This is a genomic window from Ponticoccus litoralis (assembly GCF_039769985.1).
Taxonomy (GTDB): Bacteria; Pseudomonadota; Alphaproteobacteria; order Rhodobacterales; family Rhodobacteraceae; genus Ponticoccus; species Ponticoccus litoralis.
The window spans coordinates 2,983,645-3,002,828 of the sequence record NZ_JBDNCH010000002.1 but is presented as its reverse complement, the minus strand read 5'-3'; the positions used below and the strand labels follow the sequence as shown (position 1 = coordinate 3,002,828).

The 19,184-nt window shown below is 68.2% G+C and carries 17 protein-coding genes and 2 pseudogenes; 7 read left to right on the top strand and 12 right to left on the bottom strand.

Annotation, left to right across the window (positions count from 1 at the left end; translation table 11 throughout):
- Nucleotides 1-98 precede the first annotated feature (98 nt).
- Nucleotides 99-1,298 (top strand): DegT/DnrJ/EryC1/StrS family aminotransferase, encoded by a 1,200-nt coding sequence (locus ABFB10_RS15920; protein ID WP_347167253.1) that lies wholly within the window; start codon nt 99-101, stop codon nt 1,296-1,298.
- 331 nt (nt 1,299-1,629) lie between these two features.
- Here ABFB10_RS15920 and phaR read toward each other — a convergent pair whose 3' ends face one another.
- Together phaR and xseA are read right to left on the bottom strand one after the other, a co-directional pair.
- Entirely contained in the window at nt 1,630-2,166 is a 537-nt protein-coding gene (gene phaR / locus ABFB10_RS15915; RefSeq protein ID WP_347167252.1) for a polyhydroxyalkanoate synthesis repressor PhaR, read from the bottom strand.
- A 126-nt stretch (nt 2,167-2,292) separates the two neighbouring features.
- Nucleotides 2,293-3,837 carry an exodeoxyribonuclease VII large subunit gene (gene xseA, locus ABFB10_RS15910; protein WP_347167251.1) on the bottom strand — a complete coding sequence of 515 codons (1,545 nt, stop codon included), beginning with the start codon at nt 3,835-3,837 and terminating at the stop codon, nt 2,293-2,295.
- 146 nt (nt 3,838-3,983) lie between these two features.
- On the opposite strand from xseA, the gene purD reads away from it, so the two are divergent.
- A complete protein-coding gene (gene purD / locus ABFB10_RS15905) occupies nt 3,984-5,246 on the top strand; it encodes a phosphoribosylamine--glycine ligase (RefSeq protein WP_347167250.1) in 1,263 nt (420 codons plus the stop codon).
- Nucleotides 5,247-5,531: 285 nt separating this feature from the next.
- On the opposite strand, the pseudogene ABFB10_RS15900 reads toward purD, so the two are convergent.
- Nucleotides 5,532-5,963 (bottom strand): annotated as a pseudogene (locus tag ABFB10_RS15900) (5-formyltetrahydrofolate cyclo-ligase); the annotation flags it as partial.
- 128 nt (nt 5,964-6,091) lie between these two features.
- Nucleotides 6,092-7,484, bottom strand: a pseudogene (mgtE, locus tag ABFB10_RS15895) (magnesium transporter).
- Nucleotides 7,485-7,611: 127 nt separating this feature from the next.
- On the opposite strand from mgtE, the gene guaD reads away from it, so the two are divergent.
- Nucleotides 7,612-8,913, top strand: a complete 1,302-nt coding sequence (gene guaD, locus ABFB10_RS15890) for a guanine deaminase (protein WP_347167249.1) — start codon at nt 7,612-7,614, stop codon at nt 8,911-8,913.
- Between the two features lie 138 nt (nt 8,914-9,051).
- Here guaD and ABFB10_RS15885 read toward each other — a convergent pair whose 3' ends face one another.
- From ABFB10_RS15885 to ABFB10_RS15870, 4 genes are all read right to left on the bottom strand, one after another.
- Entirely contained in the window at nt 9,052-9,468 is a 417-nt protein-coding gene (locus tag ABFB10_RS15885; RefSeq protein WP_347167248.1) for a CAP domain-containing protein, read from the bottom strand.
- A 48-nt stretch (nt 9,469-9,516) separates the two neighbouring features.
- Nucleotides 9,517-10,866, bottom strand: coding sequence for an 8-oxoguanine deaminase (locus ABFB10_RS15880; protein WP_347167247.1), 1,350 nt, complete (start codon nt 10,864-10,866; stop codon nt 9,517-9,519).
- Between the two features lie 88 nt (nt 10,867-10,954).
- On the bottom strand, nt 10,955-11,761 hold the full coding sequence (gene hisN / locus ABFB10_RS15875; protein ID WP_347167246.1) for a histidinol-phosphatase: 807 nt from the start codon (nt 11,759-11,761) through the stop codon (nt 10,955-10,957).
- Nucleotides 11,762-11,810: 49 nt separating this feature from the next.
- Nucleotides 11,811-12,182 carry a helix-turn-helix domain-containing protein gene (locus tag ABFB10_RS15870; protein ID WP_347167245.1) on the bottom strand — a complete coding sequence of 124 codons (372 nt, stop codon included), beginning with the start codon at nt 12,180-12,182 and terminating at the stop codon, nt 11,811-11,813.
- Nucleotides 12,183-12,597: 415 nt separating this feature from the next.
- Between ABFB10_RS15870 and ABFB10_RS15865 the strand changes: the two genes are divergently transcribed.
- The gene (locus ABFB10_RS15865; RefSeq protein ID WP_347167244.1) at nt 12,598-13,437 is read left to right on the top strand and encodes an NADPH:quinone oxidoreductase family protein; all 840 of its coding nucleotides are present in this window, start codon (nt 12,598-12,600) and stop codon (nt 13,435-13,437) included.
- Between the two features lie 85 nt (nt 13,438-13,522).
- Here ABFB10_RS15865 and ABFB10_RS15860 read toward each other — a convergent pair whose 3' ends face one another.
- Nucleotides 13,523-14,491, bottom strand: a complete 969-nt coding sequence (locus tag ABFB10_RS15860; RefSeq protein ID WP_347167243.1) for a Gfo/Idh/MocA family protein — start codon at nt 14,489-14,491, stop codon at nt 13,523-13,525.
- Nucleotides 14,492-14,555: 64 nt separating this feature from the next.
- Nucleotides 14,556-15,035, bottom strand: coding sequence for an Lrp/AsnC family transcriptional regulator (locus ABFB10_RS15855; protein WP_347167242.1), 480 nt, complete (start codon nt 15,033-15,035; stop codon nt 14,556-14,558).
- A gap of 118 nt (nt 15,036-15,153) precedes the next feature.
- On the opposite strand from ABFB10_RS15855, the gene phhA reads away from it, so the two are divergent.
- Nucleotides 15,154-15,942 (top strand): phenylalanine 4-monooxygenase, encoded by a 789-nt coding sequence (gene phhA / locus ABFB10_RS15850; RefSeq protein ID WP_347167241.1) that lies wholly within the window; start codon nt 15,154-15,156, stop codon nt 15,940-15,942.
- Between the two features lie 83 nt (nt 15,943-16,025).
- Here the strand turns inward: phhA and rpoH are convergent, their stop codons facing one another.
- Complete coding sequence (gene rpoH, locus ABFB10_RS15845) at nt 16,026-16,922, bottom strand: RNA polymerase sigma factor RpoH (RefSeq protein WP_347167240.1); 897 nt, start codon at nt 16,920-16,922, stop codon at nt 16,026-16,028.
- A gap of 265 nt (nt 16,923-17,187) precedes the next feature.
- On the opposite strand from rpoH, the gene ABFB10_RS15840 reads away from it, so the two are divergent.
- Nucleotides 17,188-17,841 carry a DUF4386 domain-containing protein gene (locus ABFB10_RS15840; protein WP_347167239.1) on the top strand — a complete coding sequence of 218 codons (654 nt, stop codon included), beginning with the start codon at nt 17,188-17,190 and terminating at the stop codon, nt 17,839-17,841.
- Here the strand turns inward: ABFB10_RS15840 and ABFB10_RS15835 are convergent.
- The gene (locus ABFB10_RS15835) at nt 17,825-18,853 is read right to left on the bottom strand and encodes an RluA family pseudouridine synthase (RefSeq protein ID WP_347167238.1); all 1,029 of its coding nucleotides are present in this window, start codon (nt 18,851-18,853) and stop codon (nt 17,825-17,827) included. The genes ABFB10_RS15840 and ABFB10_RS15835 overlap by 17 nt on opposite strands.
- A gap of 1 nt (nt 18,854) precedes the next feature.
- Between ABFB10_RS15835 and ABFB10_RS15830 the strand changes: the two genes are divergently transcribed.
- Nucleotides 18,855-19,172 (top strand): DUF6476 family protein, encoded by a 318-nt coding sequence (locus tag ABFB10_RS15830; protein WP_418591739.1) that lies wholly within the window; start codon nt 18,855-18,857, stop codon nt 19,170-19,172.
- Nucleotides 19,173-19,184 lie beyond the last annotated feature (12 nt).

Sequence of the window (19,184 nt, the reverse complement as noted above, 5' to 3'; positions counted from 1 at the left end):
CACACAGATGTAACCAAACGGAGCATTTCCGGCGGGACAAGACTGTCTTCGCCGTGATATAAGCATTTTGAAAGACAGAATTCAGGAAATCGAAAGATATGCTTCCAAACATGCATGACGCAGAGCCGATCCCGGCCGAGGCCCGCGCCGAGATCGACCGCCTTCTGCAAAGCGGCGACCTCTTCCGCTACACCGCCGCCGAGGATGCCCCCGTCACGCTGCTGGAACGCGAGTTCGCCGCCCATCTTGGTGCGCGTTACGCGCTGGCCGTCTCCAGCTGTTCCGCCGCGCTGTTCCTGTCGCTGAAGGCGCTGGACCTGCCGCGCGGCGCCCGCGTGCTGATCCCCGGCTTTACCTTTGCCGCCGTACCGTCCTCGATCATCCATGCGGACTGCCTGCCCGTGCTCTGCGAGGTGGGCGAGGATTACCGCATCGACATCCGCGACTTCGAGGCGAAGCTGGACGGCGTGCAGGCGGTCATCGTCAGCCACATGCGCGGGCATACCTCGGACATGGACGCCATCATGGCGCTCTGCGCGCAGCGCGACATCCCGGTCGTCGAGGACGCGGCGCATTCGCTGGGCACCACCTGGCATGGCCGCAATATCGGCACGCTGGGCCGCATCGGCTGCTTCAGCTTCCAGAGCTACAAGCTGCTGAACGCGGGCGAAGGCGGCATCCTCGTCACCGACGACGCCGACCTCGTGGCGCGGGCGGTGATCCTGTCGGGCGCCTACGAGCATATGTGGAAGAAGCATTTGGACGACAGCGACCCGGCGCTGGCCGAGGCCTTCGACCGCTGGCAGAACCAGCTGCCGCTGTACAATCTGCGCATGTCGAACCTTTCGGCGGCGGTGATCCTACCGCAGATGCCGCATATCGCGCAGCGTGTCGCCGACGGGCGGCGCAACCACGACCGCGTGGCTGCGCAGATCGACCGCAGCGCCTGGATCTCGGTCCCGGCCAAGCTGCCGCCCGAGGAACGCGCGCCGGATTCGCTGCAATTCAACCTCTGCGGCATGGATGACGCGCAGGTCGCCCGCTTTGTCGAGGCGGCGGGCGCGGAGGGCGTCAAGGTGCAGGTCTTCGGTCAGAGCCAGGACAATGCCCGGGCCTTCTGGAACTGGCAGTTCCTGCCCGAGATGCCCGAGCTTCCGCGCACCCGCGCCATGCTGGCGCGCGCCTGCGACACCCGCCTGCCCGCCCGGCTGACAGAGGCCGATTGCGATGCGGTGGCGGGCGTGCTTCTGGCCGCCGCCGAGGCTGCCATGGGCGAGGTCAAGCGATACGGCACCTGACCCCAGTGCAGGGACCCGGGACAATCAAGCGGGCGCGGTGCATGCCATCCGTGCCCGCTTTGCCTGCCCGGCGGGGCGACCCGGCGCGGTCGGCAATTCGGTCAAATCCGGCCCGCTGGGTAGCGATCGGCGGGGGGAGAGATCAGCGGGCGTCGACGGCGGCAATGGCCCAGCGGGCGGTTCCCCCACGAAGCGTCAAAGCAGGCGATACGCCAAAGCCCCTGTAACCGCGCGCGCGGGTGGCCCCTGCGACGGGGACAACGGCGATCATGGGTACAGAGGAAGACCCGGCGCCCCGGCCCACAGCGTCAGACCGCGCGGGCGGCGGTGATCACTTGCCGAGTTTGGCCAGCTTCTTCTGAAGCTCTGCGAGTTCCTTCTTGATCGCGTCCAGATCCTCTGCGCCCTCTTCGCGCGCGGGACCAGAGCCTGCCGCCATGCCGCCGGTCATGGCCTTCACGAAGGCCTCTTGCTGGGCCTGCATCGCCTCGAAGCCCTTCACGGCCATGGGGTTCACCGAACCCATGTTCTCGACCCACTTGGACTGGCTGTCGCGGAACATCTCGAAGGTATGCGCCAGAAAGGCCGGCACCGCGCTGGTGGCCTGCGTGGTGTAGGATCGCACCAGATCGGTCAGGACATTGATCGGAAGGACCGATTCCCCCTTGCTCTCATGCTCTGCGACGATCTGCAGAAGATACTGCCGGGTCAGGTCGTCGCCGGATTTCAGGTCGACGATCTGGACGTCGCGGCCTTCGCGGATGAAGCCCGCGATATCCTCGAGCGTGACGTAATCCGAGGTCTCCGTGTTGTAGAGACGGCGACTGGCGTATCGCTTGATCAGAAGCGGCTTTTCAGTCATGGCCAAGGGCTCCCCTTCCTCGTGTCTCGCCGCTGTCATGCAGCGTTGCAGAAAAGCCTATGTGAGCGCAGAACAAAAAGGAAGCGTTTGTTTCGGTGATGATTTTTGCGGGTTTCGCGGGCCGAGGGAGGCCTAGAAAAGGCTTCCCTGCTCCGGCGGCCTGGATTTTGCCGCAGGTGCAGCGCGGCGGGCCGGGCCGCCGCCAAGCTTCAGCCTGCCATCCGCGAACTCGATCTCCAGCGCGGTGGCCGCCTCGGCCTGCGCCTTGCTGGTCAGGACCTGGCCCTCGCCGCGCACCACCGCATAGCCGCGCGCCAGCGTGGCGCGGTAGCCCAGCGTCTCGCGCAGACGGTCAAGCGCCTCGACCCGCGCCGTCAGATCGGCCACCCGCGCACCCTGCGCGCCATCGAGACGGCGGGTCAGCTCGGCCAGCCGCTCGCGACCGGTGGCGATGTCGCGCTTCAGCGGCCGCAGGTCCAGCCGGTCGGCGCGCCGCGCCAGCGCCTCGCGCCGGGCGATCACCAGCCGCGTCAGCGCGGGCCCCAGCCGCGCGGCGCGGTCGGCGGCGCGGTTGCGCTCTGCCACGATGGCCCGGTGCAGCGTGGCCGGGCGCAGGCTGCCGGACTGCTCGGTCAGGATCAGGCGCTTGCGGTCGACGGCACGGCGCAGCGCGCCCGGCAGCCGTTCGTCGAGGTGATCCAGTCCCTGGCGCGGGCCGTCCAGCAGCTCCATCGGTCGGGGCAGCGCGCGGGCCAGATCGCGCAGCCGCTGGCCGCGCTGCTCGACCCGGTGGCCCATGGCCCGCGTCATGCGGGCGCCGAAATCCCGCGTCGCCGCCAGAAGCTCCAGCCGCACCGGCACCGCCATTTCGGCGGCGGCGGATGGGGTCGGCGCGCGGCGGTCCGAGGCGTAGTCGATCAGCGTCGTATCGGTCTCGTGCCCCACGGCGGAAATCAGCGGGATCGCACTGGCCGCCGCGGCGCGCACCACGATCTCTTCGTTGAAGCCCCAGAGATCCTCGACCGACCCGCCGCCCCGCGCCACGATCAGCAGGTCGGGCCGCGGCAGCGCGCCGCCCGGGGTCAGGCGGTTGAACCCCTCGATGCCCCGCGCCACCTCGGCGGCGCATTTCGCGCCCTGAACCGCGACCGGCCAGATCAGCACCTTGCGCGGAAACCGGTCGCGCAGCCGGTGCAGGATGTCGCGGATCACCGCGCCAGAGGGCGAGGTCACCACCCCGATGACCTCCGGCAGATAGGGCAAGGGCCTCTTGCGGGCGGCATCGAACAGCCCCTCGGCCTGCAACTGCGCCTTGCGCTTCTCCAGCATGGCCATCAGCGCCCCGGCACCGGCGGGCGCCATGTCCTCGATAACGATCTGGTACTTCGACTGCCCGGGGAAGGTGGTCATGCGCCCGGTGACGATAACCTCCATGCCCTCCTCGGGGCGCATCTGAAGCCGCGCGGCCACGCCCTTCCAGACAATCCCCGAAATCACCGACCGGTCGTCCTTCAGGTCGAGATAGACATGACCCGAGCGCGGGACCATCACCCGTCCCAGCTCGCCGCGCACCCGGACAAAGCCGAACTCGCCCTCGATGGTGCGCTTCACCGCCCCCGAAAGTTCCGAAACGGTGAATTCCGGCGTATTGCCCGGCTCGTCGTCCAGCAGGTCCATGGTGCCTCTCTTGCCCTTTGCGCCGCCCGACCTTAAACCGGCGCGCAACAAAGCGAAACCTGCCCTTCTTCTGTCCTGAAATATCCCGGGGGCGAGCGCAGCGAGCGGGGCAGAGCCCCGTGCCACGCTGCAAAGGAGACCGACCCGTGAACATCCTCATCCTCGGCAGCGGCGGGCGTGAACATGCGCTGGCCTGGGCGACCCTGCAGAACCCCAAATGCGACAAGCTGATCGTGGCCCCGGGCAACGCGGGCATAGCGCTGATCGCCGAATGCGCGCGGCTGGATATCGAGGACGGCAACGCGGTGGCCGAATTCGCGGGCGAGAACGCCATCGACCTCGTGATCGTCGGGCCAGAGGCGCCGCTGGCCGCCGGGGTGGCGGATCGCCTGCGCGACGCGGGCTTCGCGGTCTTCGGCCCCTCTGCCGCGGCGGCCCGGCTGGAGGCCTCGAAAAGCTTCACCAAGGAAATCTGCGACGCGGCACAGGCCCCCACCGCCGCCTACGGCCATTTCACCGATGCCGAGGCCGCCAAGGCCCATGTGCGCGCAGAGGGCGCGCCCATCGTGGTCAAGGCCGACGGGCTTGCGGCGGGCAAGGGCGTGATCATCGCCGAGAGCGTGGACGAGGCCTGCGCCGCCATCGAAGACATGTTCGGCGGCTCCTTCGGCGCGGCGGGCGCCGAGGTGGTGATCGAGGAATTCATGACCGGCGAAGAGGCCTCGTTCTTCGTGCTGGTCGACGGCGAGACCTGCCTGCCGGTGGGCACCGCGCAGGACCACAAGCGCGTCGGCGAGGGCGACACCGGCCCCAATACCGGCGGCATGGGCGCCTATTCTCCGGCGCCGGTGATGACCCCCGAGGTCACGCAGCGCGCGCTGGACGAGATCGTCCGCCCCACCATGGCGGAAATGGCGCGGCGCGGGACGCCCTATCAGGGGGTGCTCTACGTCGGCCTGATGATCGAGGACGGCGCCCCCCGGCTGGTGGAGTACAACGTCCGCTTCGGCGACCCCGAGTGCCAGGTGCTGATGATGCGGCTTGGCGCGCAGGCGCTGGACCTGATGCAGGCCGCCGCCGAGGGCCGCCTGGCCGAGGCACAGGTGACATGGGCCGACGACCATGCCATGACCGTCGTGCTGGCGGCGCGGGGCTATCCCGGCGCCTATGAAAAGGGCAGCGTGATCAAGGGGCTGGATGCCCTGCCCGAGGACAGCTTTCACATGACCTTCCACGCCGGCACCACGACGAAGGACGGGGCGGTGACCGCCTCTGGCGGGCGCGTCCTGAACGCAACCGCGCGCGGCGCCACGCTGGCAGAGGCACAGGCCCGCGCCTATGCGCTGGTCGATGCCATCGACTGGCCCGAGGGCTTCTGCCGCCGCGACATCGGCTGGCGCGCGCTCTGACACCGCGCCCCGCCCCGCCCGTCACGCGCGGGGCGGCGCATCCGGCGGCGCTCCATTGCAATCCGATACGCGATTGCCACGGGGCGAGCCGCGCCGCCGTGACGGCATGGCGCGGGGGCACCAACAAACCCGCAACGCGCGGGGGCACCGACAAACCCGCAACCGCAAGCGCACCCCGCCCCGTAGGCCGGCAGATCTTCTCCGGCCTGCCGACCCTATGGACATCAGGCCGCCCGAACGGCTTTGCAATGTAGCGCCAGCCCGGCCCGTGTCACCCGGCCTGCGTCACCCGACCGGCGTGATCACCTCGCGCTCGGTCACGATCAGGTCAAGCGGCTGGTCGGTCGGCTCCAGCGGCAGGCCCTCCATCTCCTGCGCGGCAAAGGCAAAGCCCACGGCCAGCGTGGACCGCTTCGCGCGCAGCCTCTCCAACGTGCGGTCGTAAAAGCCACCGCCATAGCCCAGCCGTCCACCGGCGCGGTCGAAGGCCACCAGCGGCACGATCAGCAGCTCCGGCTCCATCCACTCGGGCGTCTCTGGCACCGCCGCGCCGAAGGGGCCGTCGATCAGCGGCATGTCCGGTTCCCACAGCGCGAAGCGCAGCGGCAGCCCGGCGCCCTCGATCACCGGCACGCCGACCGGCCCATGGGCCGTGGCCTCGGCCATGGCGGGCAGCGGGTCGATCTCTGTCCTGATCGGCAGGAAGCCCGAGACCGGCACCCCCCGGTAACCTGCCAGGACCTCGCTCAACCGGCCTGCCGCGCCGGGGATCCCGGCCTGAAACGCAAGTTTCCGGGCTGCAAAGGCCGCCTTGCGGGCCGCGGCCTTGGCCTCTTCCAGCGGCGTCACAGCAGCACCAGAACGGCAAGGCCGAGGAAGGCGAAGAACCCGACCACATCCGTGACCGTTGTCACGAAAGCGCCCGAGGCCAGCGCCGGGTCGACGCCCGCCTTCTCCAGCAGGACCGGGATCATGATCCCGGCCAGACCCGCGATCACCAGGTTGATGACCATGGCAGAGGCGATCACGCCCCCCAGCGCCGGAGAGCCGAACCAGACGATGCCCACGATCCCCATGATCACCGCGAAGGCGCAGCCGTTGATCAACCCCACCGCCGCCTCGCGCCGGACGACGCGCCAGATGTTCGCGGTGGTCAGGTCCTTGGTCGCCAAGGCCCGCACCGCAACCGTCAGCGACTGCGTGCCCGCATTGCCCCCCATCGAGGCGACGATGGGCATCAGCACCGCCAGCGCCACGACCGTCGCGATGGCATCCTCGAACTGCGCGATCACAAGGCTCGCCAGCACCGCCGTCACCAGGTTCACCGCCAGCCAGTGGAAAGCGCCGCTTGGTGGTTTCCACCACGCTATCGGACAGGCTCGATTCCTCGTCCACACCGGCCAGGCGCAGGATGTCCTCGGCGTTTTCCTCGTCCAGCACCGCCATGGCGTCATCGATGGTGATCTGGCCCACCAGCCGGTCGTTTTCGTCCACCACCGGGGCCGAGATCAGGTGGTACTGGTTGAAGGCATAGGCCACGTCGCCCTCGTACTGGGTGACGGGGATGGTGTGAAAGGTGTCCTCGACGATGGACTTCAGCAGCACTTCGCGGCGCGAGGCCATCAGCTTGCCCAGCGTGACATTGCCCACGGGGCGCAGCTTGGGGTCCACCAGAACGATGTGGTAGAACTGTTCGGGCAGGTGGTCCGAGTTACGCAGGAAGTCGATCATCTCGCCGACGTTCCAGTATTCCGGCGCCATCACCACCTCGCGCTGCATCAGGCGCCCGGCGGAATACTCCGGGTAGGTCAGCGACTGTTGCACGGCGGCGCGGTCGCCCGCCTCCAGCGCGCCAAGGATGGCCTCTTGCTGCGGCGCGTCGAGGTCTTCCAGCAGGTCGACCACGTCGTCGCTGTCCAGCTCGCGCACGGCGTCGGCCAGCACCTGCGGGTGCAGGATGCCGATGACTTCCTCGCGGATCGCCTCGTCCAGTTCCGACAGGATCTCGCCGTCGAACTCCTTGCCGTAGAGCTTGATCAGCCGCATCCGGTCGAAGGCGTTGATCTGCTCCAGAAGGTCGGCGATGTCGGCGGCGTGCAGCGGCTCCATCAGGGCGACCAGCTGCGCGCGGTCCTCGACATCGACCGCGTAGAGGATCTGCGCCACCGCCTTGCGGTCCAGCGTATAGGCGTCCTCGCGCTCCGCCTCCGCCGCCGGGGCCTCTGCGTCTTCTGCCATGTTCTGCCCTCCGGATTCCTGCTGGCCGAAACCTAGGGCAAGGTCGCGCGCGGCAACAGGGGGCACGAACGATTTACCTTTCTGCACGCGCAGCATAGGCTGATTTTCGACCAATTGGAGAGCGCGCATGGCCGAAGAAACCCTGCACCTGGGCCAGACCCTGCATTTCGAGGCCGATCCCTTCGCCGCCGGCCCGTCAGCCGCGCGCCACGACAGCGCCGGCGCGATTCTGGTCGCGGGCGGCAGGATCCGCGCGCTCGGCAGCGCCGCCAGCCTGCGCGCCGCCCATCCGCGGGCCCGGGTGGTGGACCACGGACAGGCGCTGCTGACCGCGGGCTTCGTCGATGCCCATGTGCACTACCCGCAGACCCGAATCATCGCCAGCTGGGGCAAGCGGCTGATCGACTGGCTGAACAGCTATACCTTCCCCGAGGAAATGCGCCTTGCCGACCCCGCCTATGCGCGCGCCGTGGCGGAAGATTACCTCGACCTCGTGCTGGCACAGGGCACGACGACGGTCTGCAGCTATGCCACCATCCACCCCGGCTCGGTCGATGCGATTTTCGAGGCGGCAGAGGCGCGCGGCATGCGGGTGCTGGCGGGCAAGACCTGCATGGACCGCAACGCGCCCGAGGGCCTGCGCGACACGGCGCAATCCGCCTATGACGACAGCAAGGCGCTGCTGGACCGCTGGCACGGGTGCGGGCGCGCCTCCTACGTGATCACACCGCGCTTCTCGCCCACCTCGACCCCCGAACAGCTCTCGGCGCTCGGCGCGCTCTGGGCCGAACACCCGGACTGCCTGATGCAGACCCACCTCAGCGAACAGCTGGACGAAATCACCTGGGTCCGGTCGCTGTTTCCGCAGGCGCGCGACTACCTCGACACCTACGAGGCACACGGGCTCCTGGGCCCGAACGGCCTCTACGGCCACGCCATCCACCTCGACCCCCGCGAGATCGACCGCCTGTCCGAGGTCGGCGCCGCCCTCGTCCACTGCCCGACCTCGAACAGCTTCATCGGCTCCGGCCTCTTCGACATGGCCGGGCTGACCGCGCGCGGCCTGCGCGTGGGGCTGGCCACCGACACCGGCGGCGGCTCGTCCTTCTCGATGCTGCGCACCATGGCGGCGGCCTACGAGATCGGCCAGCTGCGCGGCACGCCGCTGCATGCCAGCCAACTGATCTGGCTCGCCACCCGTGGCTCGGCCCGCGCCCTGCGCCTCGACGACCGCATCGGCAATCTCGCCCCGGGGATGGAGGCGGATTTCATCGCGCTGGACCTCGCCTCGACACCGGCCATCGCGCAGCGCGCGGCACGGGCCGAGGACATCTGGGAAGCCCTCTTCGCGACGATCATGATGGGCGACGACCGCGCCATCGCGGGGACATGGGTCGCAGGCCAAAGGACGTCCCCCGCCGCATCCTGAACGCGCCCCGCGCTTCTTCTGTCCGAAAATATCCCGGGGGGCTCCGCAGGAGCGGGGGCAGAGCCCCTCTTTGCGCGCCCCTCCGCGCGGTCATTCCCCGGGCCGGGTTCCGACCGCCGCCCCCACCGGAGCCGCGCCTCAGCAGCCGTCGCGGCCCAGCACCAGCACCCAGATGTCGCCCTGCGCGCGCACCAGCCCGTAGTCCGTGACCTGCGGCATCGCAAGGTTGGCGCGGTGGCCCGGCGATGCGACCCAGTCGCCCATGACCTCCGCCAGACCGCCCTGTCCCCTTGCGATGTTCTCGGCCACCGCGCAGGCGCCGTAGCCTGCCCGGCGGACCCGCGCCATGACATCGCTGCCGTCAGAACCGCGATGATCGAAGAACCCGCCCCGCATCATGTCCAGCGCATGGGCCATGGCCGCCGCCTCCAGCGCCTCGGAGGCAGTGACCGGCCCAAGCCCCTGCTCGGCCCGAAACCCGTTCAGCATCTGCCGCGCCTGTTGGGCGCCTGCCGGGTCCACCCCGGCCCCGCAGGCGGCCAGCCCAATCAGCAAAGGGACTATCCACCGCGAAGCCGTCATGACACCCCTCCGAAACCGGTCTCAGGCGCGCTCGGCCAAAGCCCCGGCCAGACGGGTCTGATTGCGGATCGCCTGTTCAAGGTCGAAGCTGACGATCCGTCCGTCCCGCACCACCGCGCGCCCCTCGACCAAAAGATGGCACACGCGGGTCGGCCCGGCCAGCAAAAGTGCCGCCGGATCCCAGCTTCCGGCGCTCTCGATGCCCGAGACATCCCAAAGCGCCAGATCGGCGCGCTTGCCCACCGCGACCTGCCCGCAATCGAACCGGCCCAGCACCTCGGCCCCGCCGCGTGTCGCGATCCACAGCGCCTCGCGCGCGCTCATGGCGTCGGCGCCGCGCGCCACCCGCTGCAGCAGCATCGCCTGCCGCGCCTCGCCCACCAGAGACCCCGCATCATTCGAGGCCGATCCGTCGACCCCTAGACCGACCCTTACCCCGGCGTCGCGCATGGCGCGGACCGGGGCGATCCCCGACCCCAGCCGGCAATTGGAACAGGGGCAATGCGCCACCCCGGTGCGCGACCGGGCAAAGAGGTCGATCTCGGCCCCGTCCAGCTTCACGCAATGGGCGTGCCAGACATCCTCGCCGGTCCAGCCCAGATCTTCGGCATATTGACCGGGGCGGCAGCCGAACTGCGCCTCGGAATAGGCGATGTCCTCGTCGTTCTCGGCCAGATGCGTGTGCAGCATCACGCCCTTGTCCCGCGCCAGCAGGGCGGCGTCGCGCATCAGCTCGCGGCTGACGCTGAAAGGCGAACAGGGCGCCACGCCGACGCGCACCATGGCACCCTCACGCGGGTCGTGGAAGGCGTCGATCACCCGGATGCAATCCTCGAGGATCGCCGCCTCGCGCTCCACCAGCGCATCCGGCGGCAGCCCGCCCGCGCTTTCGCCGATGCTCATGGCGCCGCGCGTCGGATGAAAGCGCAGCTCGACCTCGGCGGCGGCATGGATGGTGTCCTCCAGCCGGGCGCCGTTGGGATAGAGGTACAGGTGATCCGAGGACAGCGTGCAGCCCGACAGCGCCAGTTCCGCCAGCCCGATCTGGGCCGAGACGAAGATCTCTTCGGGGCCGAACCGGGACCAGATCGGATAGAGCGTCTTGAGCCAGCCGAACAGCAGCGCGTCCTGCCCGCCCGGCACCGCGCGGGTCAGGGTCTGGTACAGGTGGTGGTGCGTGTTCACCAATCCCGGTGTCACGACATGGCGCGCGGCATCGATCACCTCGGCCCCCGCCGGATCCAGCCCCGGCCCGATCCCGGCGATCACCCCGTCGCGGATGCGGATGTCGGTGTTTGCAAGCTCTGCCCCGGCATCGTCCATGGTCAGGACGGTGCGCGCATTGCGAATGAGAATGTCGGTCTGTGTCATGTCAGCCCCTCACGATCTGCCCTTTTCGGTGAGAGACGAAAACGACGCCCGCCGGAAAAGGGAAAGTGCGCGGGGCCGCGCGGCAAGCCTAGACCGTGGACCGCAGGAGGTCCAGCGCCGCCGCATGAACCGACGGGTTCGCCGCCGCCAGCGCGCGACCGCCGCCATGCGCCGGGCCACCCTGCCAGTCGGTGACGACGCCGCCCGCCGCCTCGATCACCGCGATCGGCGCCTGGATGTCATAGGCCTGAAGCCCCGCTTCGATCACAAGGTCGATCTGTCCCGCCGCCAGCAGCGCATAGGCGTAGCAATCCATCCCGTAGCGCACCAGCTTGACCTGCTCGGCGACGCGTTGGAAGGCCGCGCCCTCATCGGGGGTCCCGACCTCGGGAAATGTCGTGAAGAGAACCGCATCGGACAGCCCCGCCGTCGTCCGCGTCGTCATCGGTGCGCCGCCATGCGGTCCGGTCCATTCGGCCAGCCCGGGGCCGCCGACAAAGCGTTCCTGCGTATAGGGCTGGTCGATGACCCCCAGAAACGGGCCGCTTTCGTCGCTGACCGCGATCAGCACGCCCCAGGTCGGGGTTCCGGACAGGAAGCCGCGTGTTCCGTCGATGGGATCGAGCACCCAGGTCAACCCGCTGGACCCGTCGGAGCGCCCGAACTCCTCGCCAAGAATGGCATCCTGTGGCCGGCGCCGCGCCAACACAGTGCGCATCGCCTCTTCGGCGGCGCGGTCGGCCTGCGTCACCGGATCGAAGCCTTCTGCCGCCTTGTTGGCCGCCGACAGGTCGGCGCGCCGGAACCACGGCAGGATGGCCGCTCGCGCGGCATCCGCCACCGCATGGGCGGTGGCAATCAGCTCGTTCTCGATATCACGGTTTCGTCCCGCCATGTGCGTTCTCCCTTCGCCGGCGAAGGGCTAGCGCAGGCGCGGGCCGGGCTCAAGCCACGTCGGACATCACCCGGGCCAGTTCGAACAGGCGGCGGCGCTGGTTCTCGGGCATCGCGTAATAGGAACGCACGAGATCCAGAGCTTCCTTGTCGCCAAGGATGTCCGCCGGGACACTGTCGGTGGCATCGACCTCGGCACCCTCGTTTTCGATACCCTCGAAGAAGAAGCTGACCGGCACTTCCAGAGCGTCGGCGATGTCCCACAGCCGGGAGGCGCTGACCCGGTTCGCGCCGGTTTCGTACTTCTGAATCTGCTGGAACTTGATGCCGACCCGTTCGGCCAGTTGCTGCTGGGTCATGCCCACAAGCCAGCGGCGGTGGCGAATGCGCTTGCCGACATGTACATCAACGGGGTGTGCCATCAAAATCTTCCTATTACTACGGGTTGCGTTTCAGACTTGGCAAAGCCATCGAATCCCGGCTCCAAAACATGCCTCATCCTGCACGTGTATGGCGTAAGGTGCTACATCATTTCAGGATCAAAAATCAAGCAAATCACGCGCCCGATGATAGCAAACAGGCTCCAGAAACACCACAAAGTTGAAATATTGCCGTTTTTGTCACTGTTTCTGATTTTTTCCCCGTCACTTCGTCCCCTATCCCCGCCTCGGGAACGCGTTTAACAAAGTTTAAACAGAACGGAGTCCCCATGCGCGCGCTTTTGCTCTCTTCCCACGAATCTCCCCCTCTCTTGTCGAGGTCGCAGAGCCCACCCCCGCAGAGGGGGAAATCCTGGTCCGCATTGCAGCCTGCGGTTTGAATTTCGCGGATCTGCTGATGATGAAGGGCACCTATCAGGACACCCCCGCCCTGCCCTTCGTCATGGGCATGGAGGTCGCGGGCCGCGTCGAGGCGGTCGGTGCCGGGGTGACGGGTTTCGCCCCCGGCGACCGGGTTGCGGTCTACGGCGGTCAGGGCGGGCTGGCGGAACTCGGCTGCTTCCCGGCGGAGCGCGCGGTGAAGCTGCCCGACAGCATGGGCTGGACCGACGCCGCGGCCTTCCAGATCGCCTATGGCACCAGCCACCTGGCGCTGGACCATCGCGCGCGGTTGCAACCGGGCGAAACGCTGCTGGTGCTGGGCGCGGCGGGCGGCGTCGGCCTGACGGCTGTCGAGATCGGCCACCTGATGGGCGCGCGGGTCGTCGCCTGCGCCCGCGGCGCCGACAAGCTGGAGGCCGCCGGGGCCGCCGGTGCCGATGTGCTGATCGACGCCACCACGCAGGATATCCGCGCCGAAATGAAGGCGCTCGGCGGCGCCGATGTGGTCTACGATCCCGTCGGAGGCGAGCAGTTCGCCGCCGCCTTCCGCGCCTGCCGTCCCGAGGCGCGGATCCTGACCATCGGCTTCGCCAGCGGCGAGGTCCCGCAGATCAAGGCGAACCACCTGCTGGTCAAGAACCTCTCGGTGCTGGGCCTCTACTGGGGCGGCTACCTGAACTTCCGCCCCGAGGTTCTGACCCGCTCTCTGCAGCAGTTGATCGCCTGGCATGGCGAAGGCCGCCTGACCCCGCATGTCAGCAATGTCCTGCCGCTGGACCGCGCCGAAGAGGGCATGGCGCTGCTGCGCGACCGGAAGTCCACCGGCAAGGTCGTGGTCACGGTCCAGGATCTCTGAGCACGACACCGCCGGGCCCTGGCCCGGGGGCGGGCCGCTGCGCCTCGGCAGAGGCGCGGCCAGGGCGCCCGGAAGGGGGCGGCCGCTACCCCGCCTCTTTCGCCCAGACCATGTCGATCATCGCCTGCGTGCCCCGGCTGAACTCCAGCGGGCAGGCATAGGCGGCGCCGTCCAGAACGCTTGCGTTGAACGCTTCGACCTGATGGACGTAATGGTTGTCCGCCGGGAAGCGGTGGACCGTCTCGACAAGATCGGCGGATTGCACGACCACCCGCGCCTCGCCGTAGACATTGGCGTTGAAGGGCGCGGTCAGGCGCATCACGCCGCCCTCGCCGTGGAACACCATCTCTTGCCAGGGCGCCATGCGCATCGACACCACGCCGCTGTAGTGGAAGGACGGGAATTGCGCGGTGATATGGGTCCAGACATCGACCCCGTTCTCGCGCTCCACCTTCGCCGACAGGATCTCTGACGGCTCCTCGCCGGTGACGAAGCGGGCCGCGCCGTAGATGTAGACGCCGATGTCGGGCACCGCGCCGCCGCCGGTCTCGGGGCGGTTGCGGATATTGCCCGCATCGCGGTTGTCGAAGGAAAACGCCCCCGAGACCCGCACCAGCCTGCCGATGGCCCCGGCCTCGAACAGCGCCTTCGCCTTCTGCCACTGCGGATGATGCACGATCATATAGGCCTCGGCGGCACACAGCCCGCTGCGGTCGCGCGCCGCGATCACCGCGTCGAAGTCGCCTGCCTTCATCGCAAGGGGCTTTTCGACCAGCACGTGCTTGCCCGCCTCCAGCGCCTTCAGCGCCCAGTCCACATGCAGGTGGTTGGGCAGCGGCACATAGACCGCATCGATGTCGGGATCGGAAAGCAGCGCCTCGTAGCTGTCATGCACCCGCAGGTCCGGCGCGAAGGCCTGAAACGGCGCGGCCTTCCCGGCGCTGGAGGTGGCCAGCGCCGCCAGCCGCCCGCGCCCGGCGGCGTGGATCGCCGGCCCCATGTGCCGCCGTGCGAAATTCGCCGCGCCCAGAATGCCCCAGTTCACCGTCGCCATGCCTTCCCCCCATGATGTTTGCGCCACCATGACGGTGCTGCCGGAGGGGGTCAATGCGGGCGGGTCACTCGTCCGATGGCAGCAGCGGCCAGGGGCTTCGCGTCTTGGTCCGGCGCAGCACGAAATGCGTCTGGCTCGCCCGCACCAGACCGCTGCCGAGGATCCCGCGCATCAGGAAGGTCTCCAGATCCTCGGGATCGCGCGCCGCGACCTTCAGGATGAAATCGCTGCCCCCGGTGACAGAGGCGCATTCGACAATGCGTTCCTCGCGCTCCACCAGCCCCGCGAACTGGTTGATCGTCCGCTCCTGATGGTCGACGAGGCTGACGAAGACATAGGCCAGCGCGTCCAGCCCCAGCTTCTTCGGATCCAGCCGGGCGACATAGCCCTTGATGGCGCCCGCTTCTTCCAGCCGCTTGACCCGCCGCCAGCAGGGCGAGGGCGAGAGGCCGGCGGCCTCGGCAAGGTCCTGTACGCTTGCCTTGCCGTCCTTTTGCAGGTGCGCCAGGAGCTTTCTGTCCACGGAATCGAGTTTGAGAGGCACGGTCTTCCTTCCTCTGCCGGTTCAGGGGAACGAGCTAGCGCAGGCCCCGGCGTTATCCATGGCATTCGACAAGATTTGCCCCGCCTCCCCGTCCATGCTTGCAGAAACGGAGGACCCAATGCCCAAATCGACCAAGTATCTCGCCAAATTGCCCGATGCCCATGGCTTCATCGCCTATACCGCCGAAGAGGACGCGGTCTGGCGCGATCTCTACGCGATGCAGGCCCCGCAGGTCGCCCGGCACAGCGCGCAGCCCTATCTGGACGGCCTTGCCCGCATCGCGCTGCCGCAGGGCCGGGTGCCGCAATGTCCCGAGATTTCCGAGCGGCTGGGCGAGATGACCGGCTGGCGGGTCGAGCCGGTGCCCGCGCTGATCCCCTTCGACCGCTTCTTCGGCATGCTGGCCGACAGGACCTTTCCGACCGCCTCCTTCATGCGCTCGCGCGAGGATTTCGACTACATCGAAGAGCCCGACATCTTCCACGAGCTCTTTGGCCATACGCCGCTGCTGACCGATCCGCGCTTTGCCGCCTTCAGCCAGGCCATCGGCGCCGCCGGGCGCGACGCCGACCCCAAGGACTACGCCTGGCTGATCCGCCTCTACTGGTTCACCATCGAATTCGGCCTGACGCGGGAAGGCGCCGGGGTGAAGGCGCTTGGCTCCGGCCTGGCCTCTTCCCCGGAAGAGCTGGAGTGGAGCGTCTCGGGGCAGCCGCAATACCGGCCCTTCGACATCATCGACATCCTGCGCACGCCCTACCGCATCGACATCCCGCAGCCGATCTACTTCGTCCTCGAGGATCTCGATACGCTGTTTGCCGCCGCAGAGCGGGACCTGCTGAAGGATGTGGCACAGGCGCAGAAACTGGGCCTGCATGCGCCCGCCTATCCGCCGAAGGCCGCCTGACCCATGTGCCGAGACATGAATGAGACATGAAAAAGCCCCCGTCCGGGTCAGCCGGGCGGGGGCGTCGATTTTCAGGGGCGGCCTCAGCTGGCGGGCAGCATCCCCTGTTCCCCGGCCAGTTCGCGCATCCGGGTCTGCAGCTTCTCGAAGGCCCGCACCTCGATCTGCCGGATCCGTTCCCGAGAGACATCGTAGACGCCCGACAGGTCCTCCAGCGTCACCGGCTGGTCGCTCAGGCGGCGCTGGGTGAGGATATCGCGCTCGCGGTCGTTCAGCACGTCCATGGCCTCTGCCAGAAGCGCGCGCCGCGATTCCAGCTCGTCACGCTCGGCGTAGTCACCGGCCTGATCGGCGTCTTCGTCCTCCAGCCAGTCCTGCCACTGCATCGAGCCTTCGCCCTCGGAGCCGATGGTCGCGTTCAGCGAGGCATCGCCACCCGACAGCCGCCGGTTCATGCTGATCACCTCGGTCTCGGTCACGCCGAGGTCATGGGCGATCTTCTGTACGTGCTCGGGCCGCAGGTCGCCGTCCTCCAGCGCGCCGATGCGGCTTTTCGCCTTGCGCAGGTTGAAGAACAGTTTCTTCTGCGCCGAGGTCGTGCCCAGCTTCACAAGGCTCCACGACCGCAGGATGTATTCCTGGATCGAGGCGCGGATCCACCACATCGCGTAGGTCGCAAGGCGAAAGCCCTTTTCCGGGTCGAAGCGCTTGACCGCCTGCATGAGGCCGACATTGGCCTCGGAAATCACCTCGGCCTGCGGCAGTCCGTAGCCGCGATAGCCCATGGCGATCTTGGCGGCGAGCCGCAGGTGAGAGGTCACCAGCTGGTGCGCCGCGCCGGTGTCCTCATCCTCGACCCAGCGTTTCGCCAGCATGTATTCCTGTTCCGGTTCCAGAAGAGGGAATTTGCGGATTTCCTGAAGATAGCGGCTCAGGCCCGCTTCGGGCGACGGAGCCGGAAGATTGGCATAGTTGCTCACGTTCCTGTCCCTTTCATGTTACGCGGCTTAACATCAACATGGTGTGCCATGGCCGCGGTTACAAGATGTGTTCGCTTTCAAACGTTGATACGCAGTTAAGGTTGCCTTCCGTCGCTGTAACCATTGTGACAGCGCCCTCACGCGGCTGTGCAAAAGATCTGCCCCGCCATGCGGATCCGCACGGCCCTCATTCAAAATCGGGGCACTTTTCTACACATCCGCATCGGTTAATGTCAAGCCAGACCGCCCGTCATGAAAGCCTCCGATGCCCGCACAGCCCCTGCCCGCCCCCACCCGTGCCGTCCGTCTTGCCGGATTGCTGTACCTTGTCATCATCGTCACCGGCCTCTCGGCGGAACTGCTACTGCGCGGGCCGCTGCTGACCGGCGGGCCCGAGCAGATCGCCGCCGCCGTCTCTGCCGCCTTGCCGCGCTTCCGCATGGCACTGTTGGCGGATCTGGTCATGCTGGGCGCCGATATCGCGCTGGCGCTGCTGTTCTGGCGCCTTCTGCGCGGCGTCTCGGAAGGCGCGGCGCTCGCGGCCATGGTGCTGCGGCTGATGCAGGCGACACTGATCGGCGCGGCGCTGGTGCTGCTGTCGGCCCTGCCCTTCGCCCTTGCGCAGGGAGAGATTGCGCTGGCCGCCCTGCTCGCAGAGCTGCATGCGACCGGCTACGATGTCGGCCTGATCCTGTTCGGCGCCAACAGCCTGATCATGGCGCGGCTGCTGTGCATGTCTGGCGGGGTGCCCAAGGTCATCCTCGGCGGCATCGCGCTGTCGGGCCTTGTCTACATGACCGGCGGCCTCGCCCGCCTTGCCGCCCCCGCCGCGCTGGAGGTGATCCAATTTGCCTATGCCCTGCCGATGCTGGCGGAAAGCGCGCTCTGCCTCTGGCTGCTGCTCAGGGGGCGGATCTGAGCGCCGCGATCAGCTGGCTCATGTCCTCCGGCAGGGGCGCCTCGAACAGCAGGGCCTCGCCGGTGGCGGGATGCTCGAACCCCAGCTCCGCCGCATGCAGGGCCTGCCGGGGAAACCGGCTGGCCGCCGCATGGCCGGCGGGGCTCAGCGCCTTTTCCGGGACCCTGCGGCGCCCGCCATAGGTCTGGTCGCCGACAAGCGCATGGCCCGCATGGGCCATATGCACACGAATCTGGTGGGTGCGCCCGGTCTCCAGCCGGCACTCCACCAGCGCCATGCTTCCGGGCGTGCCAAAGCGTTCCAGCGTTCGGGCATGGGTGATCGCGTGCCGCCCCTGCCCGTCGAAATAGACCGCCTGCCGCTGCCGGTCGGTCTTGTGCCGCGCCAGCCCGCTGGTGATCGTCAGCACCCCGGCGCCCGAGGAGGACACCCCCCGCATGCCCATCAGGCGCGGGTCGGCAAGGTCCGGCACGCCATGCACGACCGCAAGATAGGCCCGCCGCGCCGTGTGTTTCTCGAATTGCCCGGCAAGCCCGTGGTGCGCCCGATCGGACTTTGCCACCACCAGAAGGCCGCTGGTGTCCTTGTCGATGCGATGGACAATGCCCGGTCGCTTCTCTCCGCCGATGCCCGAGAGGTCGCCCCCGAAGTGGTGCAGCAGCGCATTGACCAGCGTGCCGTCCGGCGTTCCGGGGGCCGGATGGACCACCATGCCGGCGGGCTTGTCGATCACCAGCAGGTCCTCGTCCTCGAAGAGGATGACCAGCGGGATGTCCTGCGCCACCACGTCGTAGTCCCGGGCCTCGGGCACCGCGATGGTCACGGTGTCCCCTTCCGCGACCGGGGCCTTGGGGTTCGCGGCCACCGCGCCGTTCACCGTCACGGCGCCCTCGGCGATCAACCGCGCGAGGCGGGTGCGCGACAGGGCGGCCTGCTCTGGCACATCGCGCGCAAGCGCCTTATCTAGGCGCGGCGGCGGATCAGCCGCAATTGTCACGCGAAGGATGGTCATCGTGTCCCCTGATCCTGATCCCGAAGCCCTGCCGGAACCGCCGGGCCTGCGTTTCCTGCGGCTGCTGGTCACGGTCCTGACGGCGGTGATGATTGCCGGGATCCTCGGAATCCTCGGCCTGATCTGGGTGCGCTATAACAATGCACAGGCGCCGCTGCCAGAGGTGATCTCCCTGCCGGGCGGCGCCACGGCCACCGCCTACACGCAGGGCACCGACTGGTACGCGGTGGTGACGCAGGGCCCCGAGGGCGAGGCGATCCTGATCTTCGACCGCGCCACGGGCCGCCTGCGCCAGACCATCGGCATCGCGCAACCCTGAAGCCGGGCGCCC